The organism is Lyngbya aestuarii BL J (genome assembly GCF_000478195.2).
In the GTDB taxonomy this organism is placed as follows: domain Bacteria; phylum Cyanobacteriota; class Cyanobacteriia; order Cyanobacteriales; family Microcoleaceae; genus Capilliphycus; species Capilliphycus aestuarii.
This window is the reverse complement of record NZ_AUZM01000020.1, coordinates 72,796-93,139: the sequence shown is the minus strand read 5'-3', so window position 1 is coordinate 93,139 and position 20,344 is coordinate 72,796. Positions and strand designations below refer to the sequence as shown.

Genomic DNA, 20,344 nt, shown 5'->3' with positions numbered 1-20,344 from the left:
CTGTCCTATTTATCGATTTAGATGATTTTCAACACATTAATGATTTCGGAACGGGATTTTCATCTTTGAGATATTTGCATCAATTTCCGCTGAATGTGATCAAGATTGATCGTTCTTTTGTGGAAACTCTCAACCGAGGAACGCGAGAACGCTGTATTATTCACTCGATTGTTACCTTGGGGCGATCTCTGAATTTGGCAACGGTTGCAGAAGGTATAGAAACCCCCCAACAACTGGAAAAACTGCGATCGCTAGAGTGTGAATCGGGACAGGGTTATTTATTCTCCAAACCGATACCGGGTGAGCAAATTGAAGATTTTTTGCTAAAGCCGGGTGTGTTGATAAAACCTGCACCAAAAATGTACAATGAGAAACATCTCAACACTTTTAATACTGTATCTGAACAAGTCCGTCAGGTCATTTGAGATGCCTTGAGTTTGAGGATTTTGACAGACTCCGGCATTTTTAACTATTAATAGGAGATATTGATTTTTTGCTCAAAGTTTAGTCTAAGCTCCAGTTGAATTAAAGATCTATTCTGCCAAGTGTTATTCTTTATTAAATTATGAAAATTAAAATAACTTCAACAGAAACGTATTGGAATATTGTTTTTTCGTTAGAGGATTGGGAATGTACATCTATAATACCTTTTAGTAGCTGTTTAATACCCGAATTTAAAATGCCTGATTTAACAATAAAAGAGTTTTATGATAAAGCGTTTAATGATCTAACCAAATTAACTTCATTTTACAGAGAAGCTTTGTATCTAACCGAGGTATTTCGTTTTAGATTTTTTAAATGTATAGACGAAAATAAAGAGTTTGTTGTTGATGATAATAAAGATTATTCTAAAAGAGAATTGTTAGAGTTTTTACAACAGTTTTAATTATGAAACTAAAAATTAACGATACTATAGCGCAACGCAGGCGGCAGGCAATAGGCGCTCTGGCAATAGGCAAGAAAATGCCGATATAGTCAGGCTTTTGGCTATTCTTCGTTCAGGGCATTTGTAGATATACCAGTGCGACCTGCTATATTTATTTTTTACCGAAAATAGGAATATGTTAGAGTTACTGGAGTTTAGACTACCCTACGACCGGACTTATCCCCTAATACATCTCGATGAGAAAATTAAAGCTTTCAATAAATTTCTTCAAGTTCAGATGAAATTGAAACGATTGCATAAATTTCGCCAAAACATCTACGCTGTTCAAGTTTTAGTCTAAACTTCAGAAGATTTACGGGGAAGAATTGACTAAAATTTCCATCTTTTCTTGTAAGGTTTGAGTCAATTTTTGTGTGACGAATTGATTGCCTTGAACACTCAAATGTATATGATCTCGGTAGAAAGATTTGGGTTCATTTATTGAATTAAAAAGCGGTAAAAAATCGATATAAAAGATTTTTTGAGTTTGAGTCAACTCAGTTAAACGTTGACGAGCCTTAATTTCATAATCTCTCGGGCCAGGACTGCCAATTTCCCGCAATAGAGGAGTCATCGCTAATAAAAAAGGAATTTCCTGTTGAGTGGCAATGTCTCGAATTTCCTCAATTGCATGGAGATTATAGCTGACAGGATCAGAGGGTTGCCGATGAGAGTCAGAAGCAGCGATAGACGAGGGTTGAGGTGGACGAAAACGGTTCAAGAGTTCTTGTAAGGCTAAAATCGGTCGATGGTCGGGATAGTTCCGATCAACCCCCACCAGGTTCGGGTTAGGACGTTTAGTAAATAAATCATCTGTATTGATGATCACAATCAAACAAGCCGCTTGAAACGTCCCAAATTTTCGTAAGTAAGCGAGTTGGTTCGGTGGCCCCCAAGAGTTAGCCGCAATATTCAAAACTTCTATTTGGTGTTTGGGAGTCTGTTTATCTAGAGTTTGAGTCAATTGTTGAGTGAGCATTTCCGAGATAATATCCGATTGATCAGTCCACCATCCCCCATTGACAATCGAATCTCCCAATAACAAAATGCGTAAAGTTGTCGAGTGTGGAACAGTCGTAATCGGGGAACTTCGCATAGAATACTGGTTAATCTCGATGCGGTTGCCAAACCGTCGCGTTTTCTGATCGGGAACTAACAGATAGCCAATATCCTCATCCGCTTGATAAATTAAGGGATTACCAAAACCAAACATGACTCTTAACCCAATTTCGGCTAGAATGAGCAATCCAACCCAAACCGCTAAAATAATCAGGACAATTTTCACGAACCGGCCTCCTGAACTTCCTGCTTCCAAATTTTGACGAACCCTAGTTATGGTGTCACTGTTACCGATAAAATCTTATGGTATACCGTCTCAAAGCGTTGTCTATTCAATTGCCACTGTAGCCGATATCCTGGCTTTAATAACTAGGAACTGGCTGTTCTATTTTGGTGGTATAAGGTAAACCCTGTGGACTTAAAGGAAATTTTTCAAACATCCAATCCGATTATTGGTGTCGTACATTTACTACCGCTGCCGACCTCTCCCCGTTGGGGAGGTAATCTCAAAACTGTTATGGATCGAGCCGAACAGGAGGCGACTGCTCTAGCCTCTGGCGGTGTGAACGGTATTATTGTGGAGAACTTTTTTGATGCTCCCTTTGCCAAAAATCAGGTCAATCCGGCAATTGTCAGTGCAATGACGCTGATTGTGCATCGATTGATGAGCTTGGTCACCGTCCCGATTGGCATTAATGTCTTACGCAATGATGCTGAAAGTGCGATGGCTATCGCCTCCTGTGTCGGAGCGCAGTTTATTCGTGTTAATGTCCTCAATGGAGTGATGGCAACTGACCAAGGCCTAATCGAAGGCAATGCCCATCGCCTGCTTCGCTATCGACGAGAACTCGGGAGTGATGTCAAAATCTTAGCGGATGTTTTGGTTAAACACGCGGCTCCTTTAGGTTTGGCTCATTTAAGTTCAGTGGTCAAAGAAACGATTGAACGGGCTTTAGCCGATGGTGTGATTTTATCAGGTCTGTCTACGGGAAATCCGCCGAGTTGGGAGGATTTAGAATTAGCCCGGAAAGCCGCAGGTCAGACTCCGCTATTTATTGGCAGTGGTGCCAATTGGGAAAATATTCCGAAGTTGATTCAAGCCGCAGATGGTGTGATTGTTTCGAGTTCTCTGAAGCGACATGGACGGATTGACCAACCGATTGACCCGAGTCGAGTGCGGCAATTTGTAGAAGTCATGCAGCGCAGTTTATCCGTCTCTCACGATCCAGAAAATTGGCAGTTAGACAAACAAAAAGTTTGAGTTTTCACTTTTGCTCGGACAATCTCTCAATGACAATCGGTATTTTTCGGTTTCAATCCTAGAGAAAATCAGAGGATTTTAGTCAATTCTCAAGAATTAGCTTCTCAAATCTCAGTTCAAAGTGACTAAGATCTAAAATTAATAGTCCTCTTTTAGCTGAAATTAAGTGATGATTGCCAAACGTTCTAATCCTTGGATTCATCGTTGGTCTCGCCCGATCACGGCTGCGATTGCGAGTCTTGGTGCTGTCGAGACAACCTATCTAACTTGGGTCAAACTCACGGGCGGTTCAGCGGCTTGTCCGACAGAGGGGTGCGACCAAGTGCTAAATAGCCCTTATGCGAGTGTTTTTGGTTTACCGCTGACTCTATTTGGTTTGCTGGCTTATTTGAGTATGGGGATTGTTGCCATTGCCCCGTTATTAGTTGATCCGCATTCTCAAAAATCTCTGCGGGCTAATCTCGAAGAACAAACGCGACTGCTGATGTTTGCCCTGAGTACGGCGATGGTCGTGTTTAGCGGCTACCTGATGAATATTATGGTGTTCGAGATTGGAGAGTGGTGTCCCTACTGTATTGTTTCAGCGTTGTTTGCTGTCAGTTTGTTTGTTCTCAGTATTTGGGGTCACGACTGGGAAGATGTCGGACAACTGTTACTGACAGGTCTAACGATTGGCATGGTAACACTGATTGGGGCTTTGAGTCTCTATGGTAGTATCAATGCTTCTGAAACCTCTGTAACTGCGGCTAATCCCTCACAACCCGGTGAGATTACCACAACTTCAGGGCCGGCTGAACTCGCACTCGCCCGTCATCTTCAGCAACTCAACGCCAAAGAATACGGGGCTTATTGGTGTCCTCACTGCCACGACCAAAAACAGCTTTTTGGCAAAGAAGCATTTGCTATGATCGATTATGTAGAATGTGATCCTAAAGGTAAAAATGCTCGACCCCAGCTTTGTAAAGAAGCAGGAATAACAGGATATCCGACTTGGGAAATTGACGGTCAATTTTATCCCGGTACTGCATCACTGGAAAAATTGGCTGATTTATCGGGTTATCAAGGACGGCGTAATTTTAAATATTAGGGTGAAATTAGCTTAGGAAGACTTGTCAAAATAACGACGAGCAACACTGTTAAATTGATAGTGTTACTTTGAGGTCAGGGTCAACGATTCAAACCATTGAGCTAACATCTATTTTTCGATCAGCTTTCAACTGTGCCAGGAACACGAATGGATTTCTAAATGTTCCTGATTGCCTTGTTCTATACCCGTACAATCTAGCAAGCCGAATCTGCCTATCCTCGTGTGAATTTTTCAGGGAAGTTAGTCTTTCCAATCCTTTCTACACACCACACTAGATTCATCCCTGAGTGGGTCAAAAGCTTAATGGATCTAGATTATCAAGACAGGAGCTAGACGGTTGCTTTGGATACTGAGAACAAGAGTTGGAAAACTTCAGAAATACAAGCAAAAATTAGCATCGCTGACGGGATGGTTCTCCCAAAACCGTCGGGTGATCTTGACCTCTTCGAGCATTGCAGGAATTGTGATTGCAATGCGGGCTTTAGGGTTCTTACAACCTCTAGAGTGGTCTGTGCTAGATTTGTTTTTTCGTTGGCGACCTTTAGAGCCGATTGATGAGCGTATCCTGATTGTCGGAATTGATGAATCTGACTTACAAGCCTATGGTTTTCCCATACCTGATAATAAACTGGCTCAGTTACTCCAACAAATTAATGCAGCAGAACCGCAAGCGATTGGTCTTGATCTTTATCGAGATTTACCCACTGAACCCGGTTATGCGGAATTAGTACAAGCTTTTCAAACGATTCCTAATATTGTTGGAATTGAAACGTTTGAAAGCGGAAATGGGTCAGCCGTAAACCCTCCTCCGATTCTTGCACAGAAAGATCAAGTCGGTTTCAATAATTTTATGACGGATACCGATGGGGTTGTGCGGCGAGGCTTGCTTCATGTTTGGTTTCCCGATGATGTCATTCTTGAGAGTTTTCCGCTCAAGCTAGCGACTATTTACCTCGAAAATCAAGGGGTTTCTCTCCCCTCCTTAGCACCCGCTACTGATTTTCCGCTTGGAGAAGGTAATATTACCCGGTTTCGTCAAAATGACGGGGCTTATGTACGCGCTGATGCCGGGGGTTATCAATTTCTGGCGAATCTTCGCGGGCCAATGGGTCGGTTTCGTCGAGTTTCCATGACGGAGGTATTGGAAGGTCGAGTCCCATCAGAGTTAATTCGCGATCGCATTGTTTTGATTGGCCCCACAGCTCCGAGTGTGAAAGATACTCACTTCACCTCTTACAGTGGGGGTTTGTTTCAATCTCGGGAAAAAATGTACGGGGTGGAACTGATGGCGAATTTTGTCAGCCAAATTCTCAGTACCGCTCTCGATAACAGAACTCAAATTCAGGTTTGGTCTGACCCCGTTGAATGGTTGTGGATTTTGGGTTGGTCTTGGGTGGGCGCGAGTTTGTGTTGGAAGTTACGAGCGCCTTATCGCTCAACGACGTTGGTTTTATTGTTGAGTGTGGGTTTGAGTGGAGGAGCTTATCTGCTTTTTTGTTATGGATGGTGGATTCCTGTTGTTCCTCCCTTGATAACTTTGTTGGCTTCGGCGGCGGTTGTGGTTGGTTATTTAGCTCATTTACAAGGGGAATTTAAACGCTCTACTGATTTTTTGAGCAGTGTGATTAATACGATTCCTGATCCGATTTATGTGAAGAATAAAAACCATCACAAAATTGTGATTAATCAAGCTTATTGTAAGTTAGTGGGTTATCCGATGCAAACGCTGATGAGTAAGTCGGATTATGAGCTATTTCCCCAACAAGAAGCTGATATTTTTTGGAAACAAGATGAACTAGCATTTTATTTGGCGGGTGAGCAAGAAAATGAAGAAAAGTTGACTGATGCTCAAGGGATAACACGCTTCATTGCCACTAAACGTTCTATTCATCGAGATGCGGCGGGAAATATATTTTTAGTCGGTGTTATTCGAGATATTACTGAACGCAAGTGTTTAGAAGAAGAACTGAAAAGAATTGCAGCCGAATTAGAACATTATAATGCTCAACTTAAAGTTCATGCCGAACAAGATCCGCTTACGGGTTTAGCGAATCGTAAAGTTTTTAATGAACGTCTCGCTCAATCTTTAGAATGGGCGACAAATAATAACAAATTAGTGGCTTTATTTTACTTGGATTTGAATGATTTTAAGATTATTAATGATACAATGGGTCATCATATTGGTGACTTATTGTTGAAAACCGTCGCCCAACGCTTGAATGATTGTTTACGCAGTAGTGATACAGTGGCTCGGCTAGGAGGAGATGAATTTACGGTGATTTTACCGGGAATTCCTCGTAAAGCTGATGTTGCTAGAGTGGCTAAAAAAATTCTTCAGACGATTACTCAAGAAGCTCATTTAGACGGACACATTGTCTCTGTAACCACCAGTATTGGAATTAGTGTCTATCCTCTTGATGCTCATGACCTCAATCTTCTTACTCAAAAGGCAGATGATGCCATGTATCGAGCCAAACGTTCGGGGAAGAATAGATACAAGTTTGCGACTTCATCACCTGAGTTTAATGTGCAGTCGTCTCCAGAAGATTAGTGAATATTGCAATCTGGCATCATTAATCAAAATGCCCAAAAAATTCTTAAAAATTTACGGAAAGGGGTGGGGGTAAGAAGTAGATTAACAAGTCAGGTATTTCTACCTTCAGGGGGTGTTGCCATTATAACGACTCTTTTGTTGCAATTCAAGGAAATGCTCAGATTTTTCAGTAAGTTTCCTCTAAAAACGGCGTTACTCAGCAATTTATTTGAGAATTTCTCAACTTTTTTGAGTCAAAAGGAGTATTCTCCGACCTCCGACTAAAGGCTTAGGGTCGTCGCTTTCGTCCGTTTAACAAAAATTTTGGGTGAGAAATATTTAAGTTTGTAGCAACTCCGTAAAAATACTGATATACTGAACACAACAGAAATCCTATTGATAATTCTTGTGGGTAAGTTGAGTTAATCAGGGGTATAAATTCCATGGGGTGCATAATTAGATTGACAACGACTGTAACGCTGATCGCAGGTGTGCAGTTCTCGCTAGTAGAAGCGGCTCAAGCTCGCTTTGAACCCGAAAATAGAACGAATGAGTTTCATGGGTGTCAGGTTACATCTGGCCCTCTAGATTCGATTATTTGTCCTGTCAAACAAACGGAGGAGCAGCCGCCGAACACCAACGGTAGCGGCGGAGGGCGTTAATCGCTCAAATCAAACACTCCTCACTTCTCCCAAAAATTTAGGTGATTAAGGAAGCCTTCCAGGTTTGATCGCCTTGAGTCAAAGTATGGACTTGCCAGCTAGGATTGGTTTCAGGATAATCTTGACGATAATGACCTCCTCGGCTTTCTTGTCGAAAGGCAGAACTTTTGAGAATTAAATATCCAATATCGAGCAAGTTACAGGTTTCTCCCCATGTTCTCAACTGGGAAGGCTTGATAGTTTGATCAAACTGAATGGTTTGTTGCGGTTGCAAGGTTAACAGAGTTTGACTCAAAGGGAGATTGAGGAAGGTTTGATGCCAAGCTTCGACTAGACAGAGAGCTTGATCTAACCTCTGTCCGTCGCGACAAATTCCTGCACTTTGCCAAACTAAATCGGGTAACTGGGTTTTAATCTCCTTAATCTGATCATACTGCTCTTGCCAATCCGAAGGTAAAGAAAATTCGATCTTTTCCGAAGAAACAGGTAAATCTATACTGGTATTTGTGTATTGAAGTTTTGCCATCTGAGCGCCATAAACCAAACACTCTAGCAAAGAATTACTCGCTAAACGATTCGCACCATGTACACCTGTACTTGCAGTTTCGCCAATTGCATATAAACCCGGAATCGAAGTTTGATTGAGGGTATCCGTCACAATTCCACCCATCCAATAATGAGCCGCAGGAGAAACCGGAATCGGTTCTTCAAATAAGTTTACTCCCCACTGTTGACAAACTTGAATAATATTCGGAAAACGGGAGCGAATTTTTTCAGGGGGAATCGGACGTAAATCCAACCAAACATTCTCACTATTAGCGCCTGGAACCGCTCTCATCTTCTGTAAGTGATTAAAAATCGCTCGACTGACCACATCTCGGGGGGCGAGTTCTCCGTCAGGGTGATACTCAAACGCAAACCGTTTCCCTTGCTGATCAATTAAATGGGCACCTTCTCCCCGAACCGCTTCACTAATCAGAAACCGAGGCGCACCCGATATTTTCAAAGCTGTAGGATGAAACTGAACAAACTCTAAATCTCGCAGTAACGTCCCTGATCGCCAAGCCATCGCCACTCCATCCCCCGTACTGACACTGGGATTTGTAGTCTGGGAAAAGACTTGTCCACCGCCTCCTGTGGCTAAAACCACGGCTGATGCTCCTATCCATCGCACTTGGCGGTTACAAATGACACTAATGCCTTGACAGTGTTGCGTTTGTGGATCTAGCCACAAGTTTAAGGCAAAAGCCGGACACACAAGCTGAATATTTTGGCGGTTGAGAACCTGTTCCGCGAGAATACTGACCACCGCTCGACCTGTTGTATCTGCCGCATGAAGGACGCGATGGCGAGAGTGAGCGGCTTCTAGGGTTAAAGCTAAATTTTGGTCATGTCGGTCAAACAAGACTCCCATTTCGACCAAACGATGAATACATTCAGGACCGTGAGAAACCAAAAATTCAACCGCAGATTGTTCACATAACCCGGCTCCAGCTTTTAAAGTATCCTCCAAATGCAGGCGAGGTGAGTCCTCAGCAGAAATAGCCGCCGCGATACCTCCCTGCGCCCAATCACTAGCGGAAAGGGGAAGGATGTCTTTATTGACTAAGCCCACATGGAGATCAGTCGGTAAACACAAAGCAGCATATAAACCTGCGGCTCCTGCCCCGACAACCAATACATCAAAATGGTCGGGTATATTAACAGGAGATGATGGATCAAAATGGGTCATATTCAAGGTGACGGTAAAGGATGGCTATGCCCGGATATTATAGAAGCTCTGACTCAACCTCGACTACCTAGAATTTCTTGATCCTAATATTCTTAATTTTGTTCATAAAAATAACAATGGTTTTCTTGCATCTGTTCTTAGAGTTTGTTGTTTCTTTGAGGTTTAACTCAATCGAGACTTTTTCGGCTAAACACTCAACCTTCTTTGAATCATCCTGGGTTATTTGTCGAGAAGACTTTTCTAGGGACTTAAAAGCTCCCGTTATCGCTGACAGACTCTAACGGGAGTTATTTTCTAATCAAAATCGACTTTCAAAACCGAAAACCTGAATTGAAAATCTCAGCCAGTCTAGTCGTAGGTTCCTGTATTCAAGCGGAAGTTTCCTTCTTGTAAAACAGAAGCAACTGGAGTGACTGTAAATTCATCTAAATGAGTTTCCAGAATTTGTTTTTGACGCTCTGTTAATCCCTCCATTTTGAGGACATCCTCAACTGAATCAAAGGGGGCTTGATCAACAATCATACTCGCAAGAGTAGGAAACATTCCCCGCAATTGTCTAAATTCTCGAATCGAACTATTGTTGAGATCGAGCTTCTCTCCAAATTCGCCTAACTTTTCATCAGCCCGATTTCTTCGTTGTTCAACAGCCAAAATGGGAGAGACAACAGGTAACTTATTCAGACTCAAATTAGCTGCATAAGCATTCTGATGTCCAGCCCATCCTAGACAACTTATTAATAAACCTACTAGAACTAACAAACGACCTAATTGTTTCATTGATATTTTTCTCCCAACTGATCTAAACAGCAGTGACAAGTACCTCGTGACACACTCCACGCCCATTGGCAGTGGATCTAATTAAAGTGATTGCAGTCACCTTAATGCAGTCATTACCCTACTGTTATGGTAATATACCGCACTCTTGACACCATGAACACCTGTTAAGATTGCTGTTTGATCAAAAAGCGTTTTTTTGACAAGACTGTTCAAACTAATATCTTAGTCCGACTCCTAAACCCAAACCGTAAATTTTTGTGACTTGATCATCGATATTGAAAATCACCTTAATTCCGCTTCCATCAGGATTCATCCATTCATAGGAGGTTTTAAAGTTTTCGTCTCCATCTGGGTTGAAACTGGGATTGGGCTTTCCCTCTGTTCCCATGATGGATGAGACTTGATCATAGGTCATTCCCATTTGTAGTTGATAATATTGTTGACGTGTGGCTAAAGTTTGGCCTTCGGGTGTTTGAGAGGGAATGGGATCTCCACCCATCACATATTCGTTTAAATTGTGGGTAATAATGGAACGAACTCGATTATCTTGATCAAAAACAACACTAATACCCGTATTGTCTGGGTTTAACCAGTGATAGCGAGTTTGAGAAGAATCACCACTGGTATTGTAGAGTTCTTGATTGGTTTTTCCCTCGGAACCCATGACGGTTTTGACTTCTTCATAGGTCATACCGATTTTGAGTTGATTATAGTAATCTATTGTAATTGGACTTTGATATAAGTTTTGGAGGCGATTATCTTCTGTTCTCGATAAGTTTGTATGTAGGGGAGGCATTAAGTTGTAAGAACCCAGATTAATCACTTCGTTTTCTGGACTAAATACAACTGTAATGGATGAACCATCGGGATTAATCCAATGATACATCGTGCGAGGATCTTCTTGATCTGAATCCTCTCGAAACCCCTGATCCCGTTCTCCAGGTTCTCCTCTCATAATTGCTTTGACTTCTTCATAAGTCATTCCATGCCGAATTTGATCATATTCAACTTTAGTAAAAGGGTTAAAAGGCGTAGCATTAATCGGTACGGCAAAGAAACAGTTTAAAACTAATCCGGCTGAAATTAGAATTATTTTCATTTTTGAGTCCTCCTCATCCCTGAATATTATTAAATGACTAAAACGATTAGAACCAACTATTTTAAACCTCTAAACTTTCGCTTTTTCAACCGTTTAAGATGAGCTTTTTTTAAATTATTAATCAAGATTTTCATTTGGTTTATATTTGCTGATTTCCCTCCATATCGCCACTGCATATAAGTCTGAGAAACTTCCTCAATCACCTCAGTTTCATCGACAGAATGATATTGTTGCATAGAGTGAGCATATTCTAAAGGCGTTTGTGCGGCAGACTTTTGATATCCTTTTGCAGCTAAAAGCTTCAACATCTGTTGATAAAAACGTTCTTCAGGAGGGAGTTTAGACAACCAACGATGATAACGCCAAACCTGCCAACGATCAAACCCAAACCATCCTAAAAAACTCACGGCTAATGACACAAATAATGCCGTAAATAAACCCACCCATCCTCGAGTAAATAGAGTTAAAAACCACCGAATACTTCGCGCGATCCAAATAAATAGCGTTCCGAATATTGTTTGTAAAATACTCGTAACTGGAGACGGTAGCCAACCCGCTATCCATTGCCAAAATGAACGTAATGCACTAAAAGTTTGGTTTTCTTCGATAGAAGGTGGAATTAATTCCATACCTGGAATTGGATTAAAAGCAAACCAACCATACTCAGGAAAATACACCTCTGTCATCGCATGAGCATCGGTATTTTTGACAACATATAAGCCTGTAAAGGGATTAAATTCTCCCGAGTCAAATCCCGCCACTAATCGAGCTGGAATCCCGATAGAACGCAGCATTATGGTTAAAATGGTTGCAAAATGATCGGGATAACCCCCTGTGATGGTTTCGTCGGGTGGACTGTCTTTGTATCCAAATAAAAAGGCTTCGACTAAATCTTCATCTTCTCGTAAAAATGGCGGTGCTTCTTGAAGACGATAAACCGGATTTTGTTTGAGATATTGAGCAAGATAAAGTGTTTTTTCGTAGGGGTTATCTAGAGGAATTTTAGTTTGGGCAACTTGATTAACGTTCTGTAAGATTTCTTCGGTTTTTTGACGAACTTTTTCTCGAATTTCTTCGGGAACTTCTAGATAATGATCGGTAATTTTCTGGGGATATTTTGTTGAAGCTTGTTGCAAGAGCGAACGATTGCGAAAAGGAACTTGAGAAACAACAGTATAGGTCATTCCTTCTCGTAAATCCAAAGGCGATCGCAAATTTCGTTCAGCATCAATTGCTAATTCTTGAGTTGGGAAATACACTTCTTTTGCCCAAGGCATAGAAGGAAGTAAGTTTGGGAGTTGAGAAATAATCGTATAACTTTGAACAATTTCTCGGGTTTCACTAGCTGTAATGAAAGGATAAAGCAGAAATTGATAAGACCAAGGAGGACGGTTGACCACAGACATTTCATCCTCATCATTGCGGGAAATTTCCCACCCTTGACCTGTATATTGATCAAAAGCAACAACACGCCAAAATCCTCGGGCTTGTGATCGCACACGCATCACCACTCTCGGCGTTAATTGACCCCGTAAATTTTGATTGATTTGGGTATCAAAACCATAGTAAAAAGTCGAATCCAGTTGACCTGCGCCTCGCCGAGGACTGCGACCACTACCACCATTTTCTGAGTCATTATTTTGGTTATCTTCCGAGGCATAACCGGGATTAAATACACGAGTCCCATCAAATTGACCTTGAGGTAAGTCAATCGGAGAACTCACCGGAAAAGAGCGGAGTTGGTAACTCGGAAAACGAGGTAATAGAGCAAAAATCAGCAGTCCGAGGACAACAACAACAATAAAGCTAACGCCTAAAAATTTTACATTTAATGCGGAAAAAAGTTTAGAGGGTTGAGATTGATCGGTTTTGTTTAAATTGAGTTGGGCAAAGCCCAAACGGGAGCGATAATCAAAAATTAAAGTGGGTAATGCAATGGCTAAGAAAACGAGAATAACAGGCCCAAAAGTCAGGGTTTGACTGAGGGTAGCCGCAACACCGAGCAAGATTAACCCAATCACCATTGAGTACCCCAAATCTTGGCGACGAGGTAAATCAAAACTGTGCAGAATTTGCAGATGAATTAACAGTTGAGCCAAAACCAGACGAGTATCATTGAGTTCTCCCACCAATCGCCCAAAAAAAGCCGCCAGTGCGACCAGCATTCCGATCGCAATACAAAATTTTACGGGTATATTACGATGACGACGGCGAAAATAACTCCAGGTAGCTCCGACCAGGCTCACGGGAATTGCCCACAGGTTGAGAGGTTCTTCGATGGCGATATCAGTCGCAACAATCCCGACAATCACAAGCAACTGTACCAAGATTCGCAAACTAATGGAATCTTCGGGTACGGGCTTCGGCGTTGCTTCGATCCGACGCCAAAGTTGAGTGAACGGAGAAGTGCTAGAAGTCATAGCTCAATCGCGGCAAAGATCTGCAAGTGCTATGAAACACTTTACCTGATCTCGGATGAGCAAGCCATATTAATAACCTTGATTGAGAGGCACAATTGAGGAGATTTTACCTAAACGACTGTGGACAAATCGCAAAACTGAGGGGATGCTGATCTTGATTGTGTAGGATAACGTTCAGTCGATAGGTGTGATCGGGCTGTGGATCAACTAACTCCAGTCTGAGAGATCCGCGATCGCTGCGTTGGGCTGTTGTTTGTACGTCCGCTCCTGTCAGCCACAAATGTCCGCCATCAGGTAAATGACCTGTCACTTTCAAGGATGCACTCTGCCCGTCTTTTTGAGTATATTCAGCCTCTAAAGTTAGCACACCTAGATTGGTTAGCCATTGTTGTTTAATCGCAGCTTGATTGAGATCACAGGTTAAAGTCAGAGCCTGAATAATTTCTTGGGCTGCTAACAGCGTCATCAACATCTGTTGTTCGGGGTTAGCCGTTTCGTATTCTGGAAGGGTTAAATTTTGAACCGGATCTTCTCCTCTAGCCCAACCCAACATCAAACGATGAGTTAACTCGTTGAGCGGTTCAGATTGATGGGGAAACAACGTTTCAACCACTTGAACCAATTTCGCACCCTCTCTTAAAGAAGACTGAATCGCTTCTTGACAAGGACTCAGCAACTGAGCAAAAACGGGATCAGGAATCGGAACAGACCACCGTAGATTTTGCTTGTGAGCAATCCAGGGAACTCGTTGTTCTTCGATTACGTCAAGATAACAAGCGAAATCAGATGCTTTTGTTTCCCAAGGAAATAACGGTGGATTGCGTTCCATCTCAGCTTTTAACCGATTTTTCAAAACCGTTTCAAACCTGTTTTTCACGGCTGGTATCTCTCCCAATGTAAAAAGTTGACCTTGGTAGTCGGAGTCATCAATCTCTTCAGAGTCTAATGGGTCCAGTTCTTCCCATTCTTCTGGCTCCACCCTGGTGGATTTGTTGTAAACATTTGATTCGAGATCAGATTCATTCTCCACAGAAGAAGGATTTTTGACTGACCAATGCTCACTGTCATCTCCGTCGTCGCCCGGTGAAGCAGTGTGATCCTGGGGGTTTTCCCCCTGAGAAACTGCCAACCCGTCAGGCGGAGTCACTGGTGACTTTTGCATGAGCCAGTCAAAAAAGTGGCACTCGAATGATGGATCATCTCGGTATGTTTCGTTATTCATCGCTAGATGCCCCTGCTCCGGATACTGATTGATTTCTGATCTCCCAAGATAACTCTAATACTTTAAACCACCGTTTTTGGACTTGAGTGACCTTGCAGTTAAGGGTTTGGGAGATTTCTTGTTCTGATAAACCCTCTTGTTTTAACCTTAACAGATGTGCTTGCTCACCGCTGAGTTGCTCTTGCAAAAGTTGCCATTGTCGAGGGGTAAGTCCCAGATCTTTTTCTAAATCAGCTTCGAGCCACTGATGCACCAGTTCCCAGCGATGTCCCAAGGCGAACCGCAGCAGATGATATTTGAATCGTTGCTGTAAGTAGTCTCGCTGACGAGGGGTTAGCCCTAAGATTTCTTCGATTTCGCGAGTGGGTAAATCTTGTAAACGTAAGGCAAAATAATCAGCACAATCTTGTTGGTTGTGTTCCTCTAAGTAGGCAATAAGTTCTTCAACGACGGTTTGACGTAAAGAGTCTAATTCTGGCTCACTCGATTCTGCGGCCATGGCATTTCGTACTTGTTGCATCGCTGAATCATTCCAAGTTTGATCCGAGTCTTGAGATGATCCTTCGGCGGCTTGATCCAAATCCACAAACGTTTCTTTCGGCTGTTGTTGAGAAAAGGTTTGGGCGCGTAAAATCACCAGTTGTTGACTACGACCCCGAGATAACGGAATCCGTCTTTTCCCATAGCGTTCTGTAAATGCTAAATATTCCGCTAATTCTACTATCGTTTGAGGACGATAGGTTGCAGGGAGTTGAGCCTCTTTGCGAAAAGCACTTAGGGTTTCAACGTAGAAGCCCTGCAAGAAATCTCTGATTAATTCCAGTCTCGCTTGATAACTTGATTGGACTTGGGGAGGTGTAATATAGCGGTAGACAATTGCACTTAAGGTGCTGTGAAGTTCGACAGGAGCTTGTCTTGACCCTAGCCTGTAATAATGCAGACATTGCTGAAGGCGATGTTGAGCTAATGTCATTGCCCAAGTTTCAACTTCACCCGAAGCCTGAATTCGTCTGCTTTCGGTACAAATCCGAATAGCTTCTTCGGTTAAACGTTGAGCAACATCCCGGCAATTCTGCTCAGAGGCACGGGTGGACTGCTTCAGTTCACTAAACAGCCGTTGATAGATAGTATCGCTCTGGCAGATTTCCCCCATATTTTGAATACTTAATAACAGTGGCCCTAACACACCCTTTCGAGGGAAACCAATGGATTTCCGGAGACTCCTAAGCTGTTAACTGGGATGGGTAATAATATTTTTAGGGATGAGGTGTGACAATTGACCCGATATTAGATGATCGCTTTGTTCTCCGCTAACCTTTTATTTTTTACTAGAAACGATGGATTTAGATCAACAAATTCAAGCCTTAATTGATAATGCGCCTCAAGATGGTACGACTCCTGGGGTGATAGAAGCGATCGCCCCGGCTTTGAAAACTCTCGCCCAACAATTAAAGCATCATCGCTACTATATCTTGCAAGCGACGGATAAAAGTTGGGTCTTGACAACATTGAGTCATCTGGATCAGCCCGATGTACACAAGCAGGTCATTTATGCTTATCCTACTCCTGAAGATGCTTCCAATCGTTCCCCGATTTCTGGAGTGACGGATGTAGTAGCTACTCCCATCGCCGTCACACATATTTTATTTCAAATGGTTGCACTTCAACCCCTTGAAAGTATTATTTTCTTTGAAATTCCGGGTAATTTGGATAAAGGAACTGAGGTGAAACGGACTGAGGTTCAAGATTTAATTCGTGTCTATTTGGAGCGATATCGAGCAACAGTTCAATCCCGAAATATTCCTCCAAATCTGGCTTAATATTTAAGACCTCTACAGATGAGGTGTCAGTGGTTAGAAACTGATTGCGAATAGTCTATTTTTCAAATTTTATAGAATAGTAATCTTGAAAAGCTAACGACTGACATCTCCGGTAAAAATGGCGATCGCTGCTAAAGTTGTCTGTTCTCAATTAGCATTGTCTATTATTCTTTTATTGGACATCTACCACACAGAACAAAACAATAATTAAGACTTAATAGCCTCGCTTTCGGTCAACGATATACTTTAATGGTCTTCCCTTGTAGGAGGTAAAGGCTGAGTGGTATTGCCAAAAGCCATCATAAAAATTTTCGGTTGGGGATGGGGTTTTCGATAAGCTTCAACTTTACTCCACACTTGTTTAAAAACGATTTCGGTATAAGTTTTCTCTCCAGTTAATTGGCTAAGATTTAAGTTTTTAGTAGCCATTTGAGTTGAACGTTTAATTAGTTTTTTTCAGAATTATTCATAGATTAAGTACCAAGATGTAAGTTTATGATTTTTTTCAAGATATAATACGCGGGTATACCGACTCTGGGTTGAGATATCAGTGGGATGCCACCCTTCAAGCTGGCATGATTCAATCACTTCTGTTGGGCAATTTTTCCAATTAGCAATTGAACCAAAGGAAAACAGAGGACTCATCACAAAAAATCTTGCGACTTTGAGGTGTTTACAAAAGCCTAGAATTTTCTTTCCTTTTGCTATACGTCTGATATTATTGCTGATTTCCAAAAGTGCTGATGTTCGGTACTTCTTTTGAACCCATAAGGTTCCCAATTCAACATATTTTGATTCTGAATCTGGTTTCAGCGAATCATGCCAAATAAAACAACAGCCAATGATTTGACCCTGAATAACAACAAAATGTGCAAAGCCGTCTTGAAATCTTTCCCACAAGCTCTCCGCTCTATTTCGAGACAAAGCAATGCCTGATTCATTTTGTAGCTTTTCTATTAGCAATGGCATCATTTCTTTACAAAGCATTCTTATCGTCATCCTTTTTTAACTTTTGCTGTATATATTGCGACAGCTTGTATTTTTTCAAAACATTTGGGGGTAAATGGGATGCTCCTTGAATGTATTCCAGACAATTTTCGCTTTGACAAATACAATCAAAACCTCGATCCATAGACCATTCTGTTGATGGATAAAAGAATGTGAATTCTTCTCCTATTTCTATGTTTCCTAAAGCAATTACCACTCTCTTTTGAGTATCGAAGAAAACATTAGGATTACAACTATGATTGATGTATTGCAAAAATTCGGGGTCGAGCATAATATGTTGGTGATCGTCGCCAATTTGGACGGTTAAATAGTTGGGGCGATCAAAGATTTCTTTATTGCCAAAATTACTGATGACTTGTCCAGACTTAAATTCAACGGTGGCATATAGAGATTTGTTACCTGTAGTCTGGCATTCTCCGATCTCAGCAAAAAGTGATACTTTGTGTTTTCTTCGATTTTTTTTTTGTTCTGCATTATTTGTAATCCTTTAGAGTCAAGGGATTTTTAGGGATCTGATCGAATATATTAACCCTTCTTTAAATACCTTCAATTCCACTCTACATATCATAAATTTTTTTGTCAACAATAAATTCTATGCACCTTCAGAGCAGAGAAACTGATAGGAATCGTCTTTTAGAGCGATCGCTTTGACCAAGATTGATTGCTCAAATCAATACTGTAGGTTAGGTTGAGGAAGGAAACCCAATACATAAAGCATTGAGTTGAGTTGTGCTAGCCTTGAGTCCAACCTACAGCTCAATACCACTTATCACAGATTTTCTTGAAACAATTCAAACAGCTTTTTTTGCCTTCTTCTGCGTCTAACCCTGTCCAATATATCAACACTACCAACTTCACAGACTGACGACTTTAATCTCAATACTGTTGATATCAGACAAAAATTAATCAGATCAATAACGTGAGGAGGGGGGCTTCTACACGTCACAAATCTGGCAAAAAATCTTTAACTGAACGGTGGCATTGCTACATAAACTAGGGTGGGTACTCCGAGTAGATGAGAACGGGTGAGAGAGTGACTGTTTTCTAATACAATCGACTCAAAACATAATCGCTTAATTCAATTAGAGCTTTTCGAGAATCACAATCGGGAAATTTGGAAATATGTTCGACAGCGAGTTTAGCATGATAGGCGGCAAGTTCTCTTGAGCGTTCAATTGCTGAACTTTCTTTAATCAAAGTGATTGCTTGTTCTAAATCTCCTTCTTGAGCAAACTCCCGTTCAATTAAGGTTTCTAAGTATGGTGTTTCTTCGAGAGTGTACAAAGTCGGAGCGGTTAAATTGCCACTTTTGAGATCAGAAGCCGCAGGTTTTCCAAGGGTTTCTGTTGAACCTGTGAAATCCAAAATATCATCGACAATTTGAAAAGCCAAGCCAAGATTCTGCCCATAACTATACAAATCTTCGGCTAACTCTGCTGAAACGCCACTCAATAAACCTGCCGCTTTAGAACTATTGGCGACCAAAGAAGCCGTTTTGTAGTAACTTTTTTCGAGATAAGCATTGATCGACATTCCGGTGTCAAATCGATTTAGTCCCTGCTGAATTTCGCCTTCAGCTAGATCCATAATTACTTTAGACAACAGTTTGACGACTTCCAAATTATCGAGGTTCGCTAAATACCAAGAAGATTGAGCAAATAGAAAGTCTCCTGCTAAGACAGCAATACGGTTGTTAAATAAACTATGGACTGTGGGCGAGCCTCTCCGCAGTTCCGACTCATCAACGACATCATCATGTACCAAACTCGCTGTATGGATCATTTCGGTGATTTCTGCTAGTCGTCGATGCTTGGGAGTGATCTCCTGGTTAGGCATCGTGGTTCGCGAAATGAGCAGAACAATTGCAGGGCGCACCCGTTTCCCGTGAACACTGAAAAGATGCTCTGCTGCTGCATAGAGAATGGGGTGACGAGCACCCACTAACTGCTTGAGGTTGTCTGTTAACAGTTGCAGATCTGTTTCAACCGGAGAAAATAAAAGAGTGCTTGAGGTCATGGATCAGCCAAATTAGGCAATGGGTTTAACAAAATTTTACATATTATAGTTTTATTTTAAGCTAACCCTCTAGGATAGTGAAGTCAAACTTCGCTAAACCTGAAAATAAACCCGATTGCCTGAAGGTAAATACCGGACAAGATCAGTCGGACAACAGTGCTGAACTTTCTTCTGTGTGGGAAATCCGACAGATTTGACTCTCCTAGACACTGAACGCCGACTACCCGAAAATCTGTGGCTGAGAAATGTCCCGTTGATTTTTGCGCTCAGTTCTCACCCCTCGGTCAAATTTTATCAAATTATTAAGGAAATTCCCTTTCAGGCTCTCACAATAGAGCGTTTTATGTTATTTTAGTAAGTAAGAGTTTAAATAATTATACACATTTCGGGCTATTGGTCTAACGACTGAGTATTAGCTACCTGTCGTTGCAGGGTCTATCCGTAGGTAAATGGATCTCTGCTCAAGATTGATAAATAGTTCAAAGCTCACCAGAGTGAACAGTTTAGGCCCGTATGTAAGTAGACGGCTTCTGAGCTTTAGATTGGAAAGTACAATCTAACCCTTCAGTTTATAAGTCTGTAATTTGAGTAAAGTCCTGACAACGTTTCCTGGAACAAGAAGTTTCCAGTTAGTGCTTTGAGTAGAGTGATCTAAGTTAGACCTTAGCTCTGTATGCTGGCCCGATGTAGCTGGTATTAAACTCCTTTTCTATGCTCCTCCCT

General features: G+C 41.6%; 18 protein-coding genes. 7 read left to right on the top strand and 11 right to left on the bottom strand.

Features of this window, described 5'->3' with window-relative positions; genetic code table 11:
- Both M595_RS10935 and M595_RS10930 read left to right on the top strand, forming a co-directional pair.
- Nucleotides 1–425 (top strand): EAL domain-containing protein (locus M595_RS10935; protein ID WP_023066255.1); only part of this gene is annotated, 425 nt, incomplete at its 5' end.
- A gap of 140 nt (nucleotides 426–565) precedes the next feature.
- Nucleotides 566–886: a hypothetical protein gene (locus M595_RS10930; protein ID WP_040483940.1), complete on the top strand. Its 321-nt coding sequence runs from the start codon at nucleotides 566–568 to the stop codon at nucleotides 884–886.
- A 352-nt stretch (nucleotides 887–1,238) separates the two neighbouring features.
- Here the strand turns inward: M595_RS10930 and M595_RS10925 are convergent, their stop codons facing one another.
- Nucleotides 1,239–2,210 carry an SGNH/GDSL hydrolase family protein gene (locus M595_RS10925; protein WP_023066273.1) on the bottom strand — a complete coding sequence of 324 codons (972 nt, stop codon included), beginning with the start codon at nucleotides 2,208–2,210 and terminating at the stop codon, nucleotides 1,239–1,241.
- Nucleotides 2,211–2,396: 186 nt separating this feature from the next.
- Between M595_RS10925 and btpA the strand changes: the two genes are divergently transcribed.
- From btpA to M595_RS10905, 4 genes are all read left to right on the top strand, one after another.
- Nucleotides 2,397–3,245, top strand: a complete 849-nt coding sequence (gene btpA, locus M595_RS10920) for a photosystem I biogenesis protein BtpA (RefSeq protein WP_023066197.1) — start codon at nucleotides 2,397–2,399, stop codon at nucleotides 3,243–3,245.
- A 169-nt stretch (nucleotides 3,246–3,414) separates the two neighbouring features.
- A complete protein-coding gene (locus tag M595_RS10915; RefSeq protein ID WP_023066216.1) occupies nucleotides 3,415–4,332 on the top strand; it encodes a vitamin K epoxide reductase family protein in 918 nt (305 codons plus the stop codon).
- Nucleotides 4,333–4,669: 337 nt separating this feature from the next.
- Entirely contained in the window at nucleotides 4,670–6,883 is a 2,214-nt protein-coding gene (locus M595_RS10910; RefSeq protein ID WP_023066239.1) for a CHASE2 domain-containing protein, read from the top strand.
- 443 nt (nucleotides 6,884–7,326) lie between these two features.
- Nucleotides 7,327–7,527: a hypothetical protein gene (locus M595_RS10905; RefSeq protein WP_023066267.1), complete on the top strand. Its 201-nt coding sequence runs from the start codon at nucleotides 7,327–7,329 to the stop codon at nucleotides 7,525–7,527.
- A 37-nt stretch (nucleotides 7,528–7,564) separates the two neighbouring features.
- Here the strand turns inward: M595_RS10905 and nadB are convergent, their stop codons facing one another.
- The 6 genes from nadB to hetZ form a co-directional block, all read right to left on the bottom strand.
- A complete protein-coding gene (gene nadB, locus M595_RS10900) occupies nucleotides 7,565–9,259 on the bottom strand; it encodes an L-aspartate oxidase (RefSeq protein ID WP_023066200.1) in 1,695 nt (564 codons plus the stop codon).
- A 348-nt stretch (nucleotides 9,260–9,607) separates the two neighbouring features.
- The gene (gene psbU / locus M595_RS10895; RefSeq protein WP_023066243.1) at nucleotides 9,608–10,036 is read right to left on the bottom strand and encodes a photosystem II complex extrinsic protein PsbU; all 429 of its coding nucleotides are present in this window, start codon (nucleotides 10,034–10,036) and stop codon (nucleotides 9,608–9,610) included.
- Nucleotides 10,037–10,250: 214 nt separating this feature from the next.
- Nucleotides 10,251–11,135: a smpA / OmlA family protein gene (locus M595_RS10890; RefSeq protein WP_023066202.1), complete on the bottom strand. Its 885-nt coding sequence runs from the start codon at nucleotides 11,133–11,135 to the stop codon at nucleotides 10,251–10,253.
- Nucleotides 11,136–11,191: 56 nt separating this feature from the next.
- Nucleotides 11,192–13,555: a transglutaminase TgpA family protein gene (locus M595_RS10885; protein WP_023066214.1), complete on the bottom strand. Its 2,364-nt coding sequence runs from the start codon at nucleotides 13,553–13,555 to the stop codon at nucleotides 11,192–11,194.
- A gap of 106 nt (nucleotides 13,556–13,661) precedes the next feature.
- The gene (locus M595_RS10880; RefSeq protein WP_152983561.1) at nucleotides 13,662–14,717 is read right to left on the bottom strand and encodes a hypothetical protein; all 1,056 of its coding nucleotides are present in this window, start codon (nucleotides 14,715–14,717) and stop codon (nucleotides 13,662–13,664) included.
- Between the two features lie 52 nt (nucleotides 14,718–14,769).
- Nucleotides 14,770–15,930, bottom strand: a complete 1,161-nt coding sequence (gene hetZ / locus M595_RS10875) for a heterocyst differentiation protein HetZ (protein ID WP_023066203.1) — start codon at nucleotides 15,928–15,930, stop codon at nucleotides 14,770–14,772.
- 184 nt (nucleotides 15,931–16,114) lie between these two features.
- Between hetZ and M595_RS10870 the strand changes: the two genes are divergently transcribed.
- Nucleotides 16,115–16,597 carry a hypothetical protein gene (locus tag M595_RS10870; RefSeq protein ID WP_023066224.1) on the top strand — a complete coding sequence of 161 codons (483 nt, stop codon included), beginning with the start codon at nucleotides 16,115–16,117 and terminating at the stop codon, nucleotides 16,595–16,597.
- A 246-nt stretch (nucleotides 16,598–16,843) separates the two neighbouring features.
- Here M595_RS10870 and M595_RS10865 read toward each other — a convergent pair whose 3' ends face one another.
- The 4 genes from M595_RS10865 to sds all read right to left on the bottom strand — a co-directional run bounded on the left by M595_RS10865 (nucleotide 16,844) and on the right by sds (nucleotide 19,621).
- Nucleotides 16,844–17,026, bottom strand: coding sequence for a hypothetical protein (locus M595_RS10865; RefSeq protein WP_023066223.1), 183 nt, complete (start codon nucleotides 17,024–17,026; stop codon nucleotides 16,844–16,846).
- A 33-nt stretch (nucleotides 17,027–17,059) separates the two neighbouring features.
- Nucleotides 17,060–17,584, bottom strand: coding sequence for a hypothetical protein (locus M595_RS10860; RefSeq protein ID WP_040483937.1), 525 nt, complete (start codon nucleotides 17,582–17,584; stop codon nucleotides 17,060–17,062).
- Nucleotides 17,574–17,900, bottom strand: a complete 327-nt coding sequence (locus tag M595_RS32275; RefSeq protein ID WP_510984655.1) for an SET domain-containing protein-lysine N-methyltransferase — start codon at nucleotides 17,898–17,900, stop codon at nucleotides 17,574–17,576. The genes M595_RS10860 and M595_RS32275 overlap by 11 nt, the downstream gene beginning before the upstream one ends.
- A gap of 749 nt (nucleotides 17,901–18,649) precedes the next feature.
- On the bottom strand, nucleotides 18,650–19,621 hold the full coding sequence (gene sds / locus M595_RS10850; protein ID WP_023066251.1) for a solanesyl diphosphate synthase: 972 nt from the start codon (nucleotides 19,619–19,621) through the stop codon (nucleotides 18,650–18,652).
- Nucleotides 19,622–20,344 lie beyond the last annotated feature (723 nt).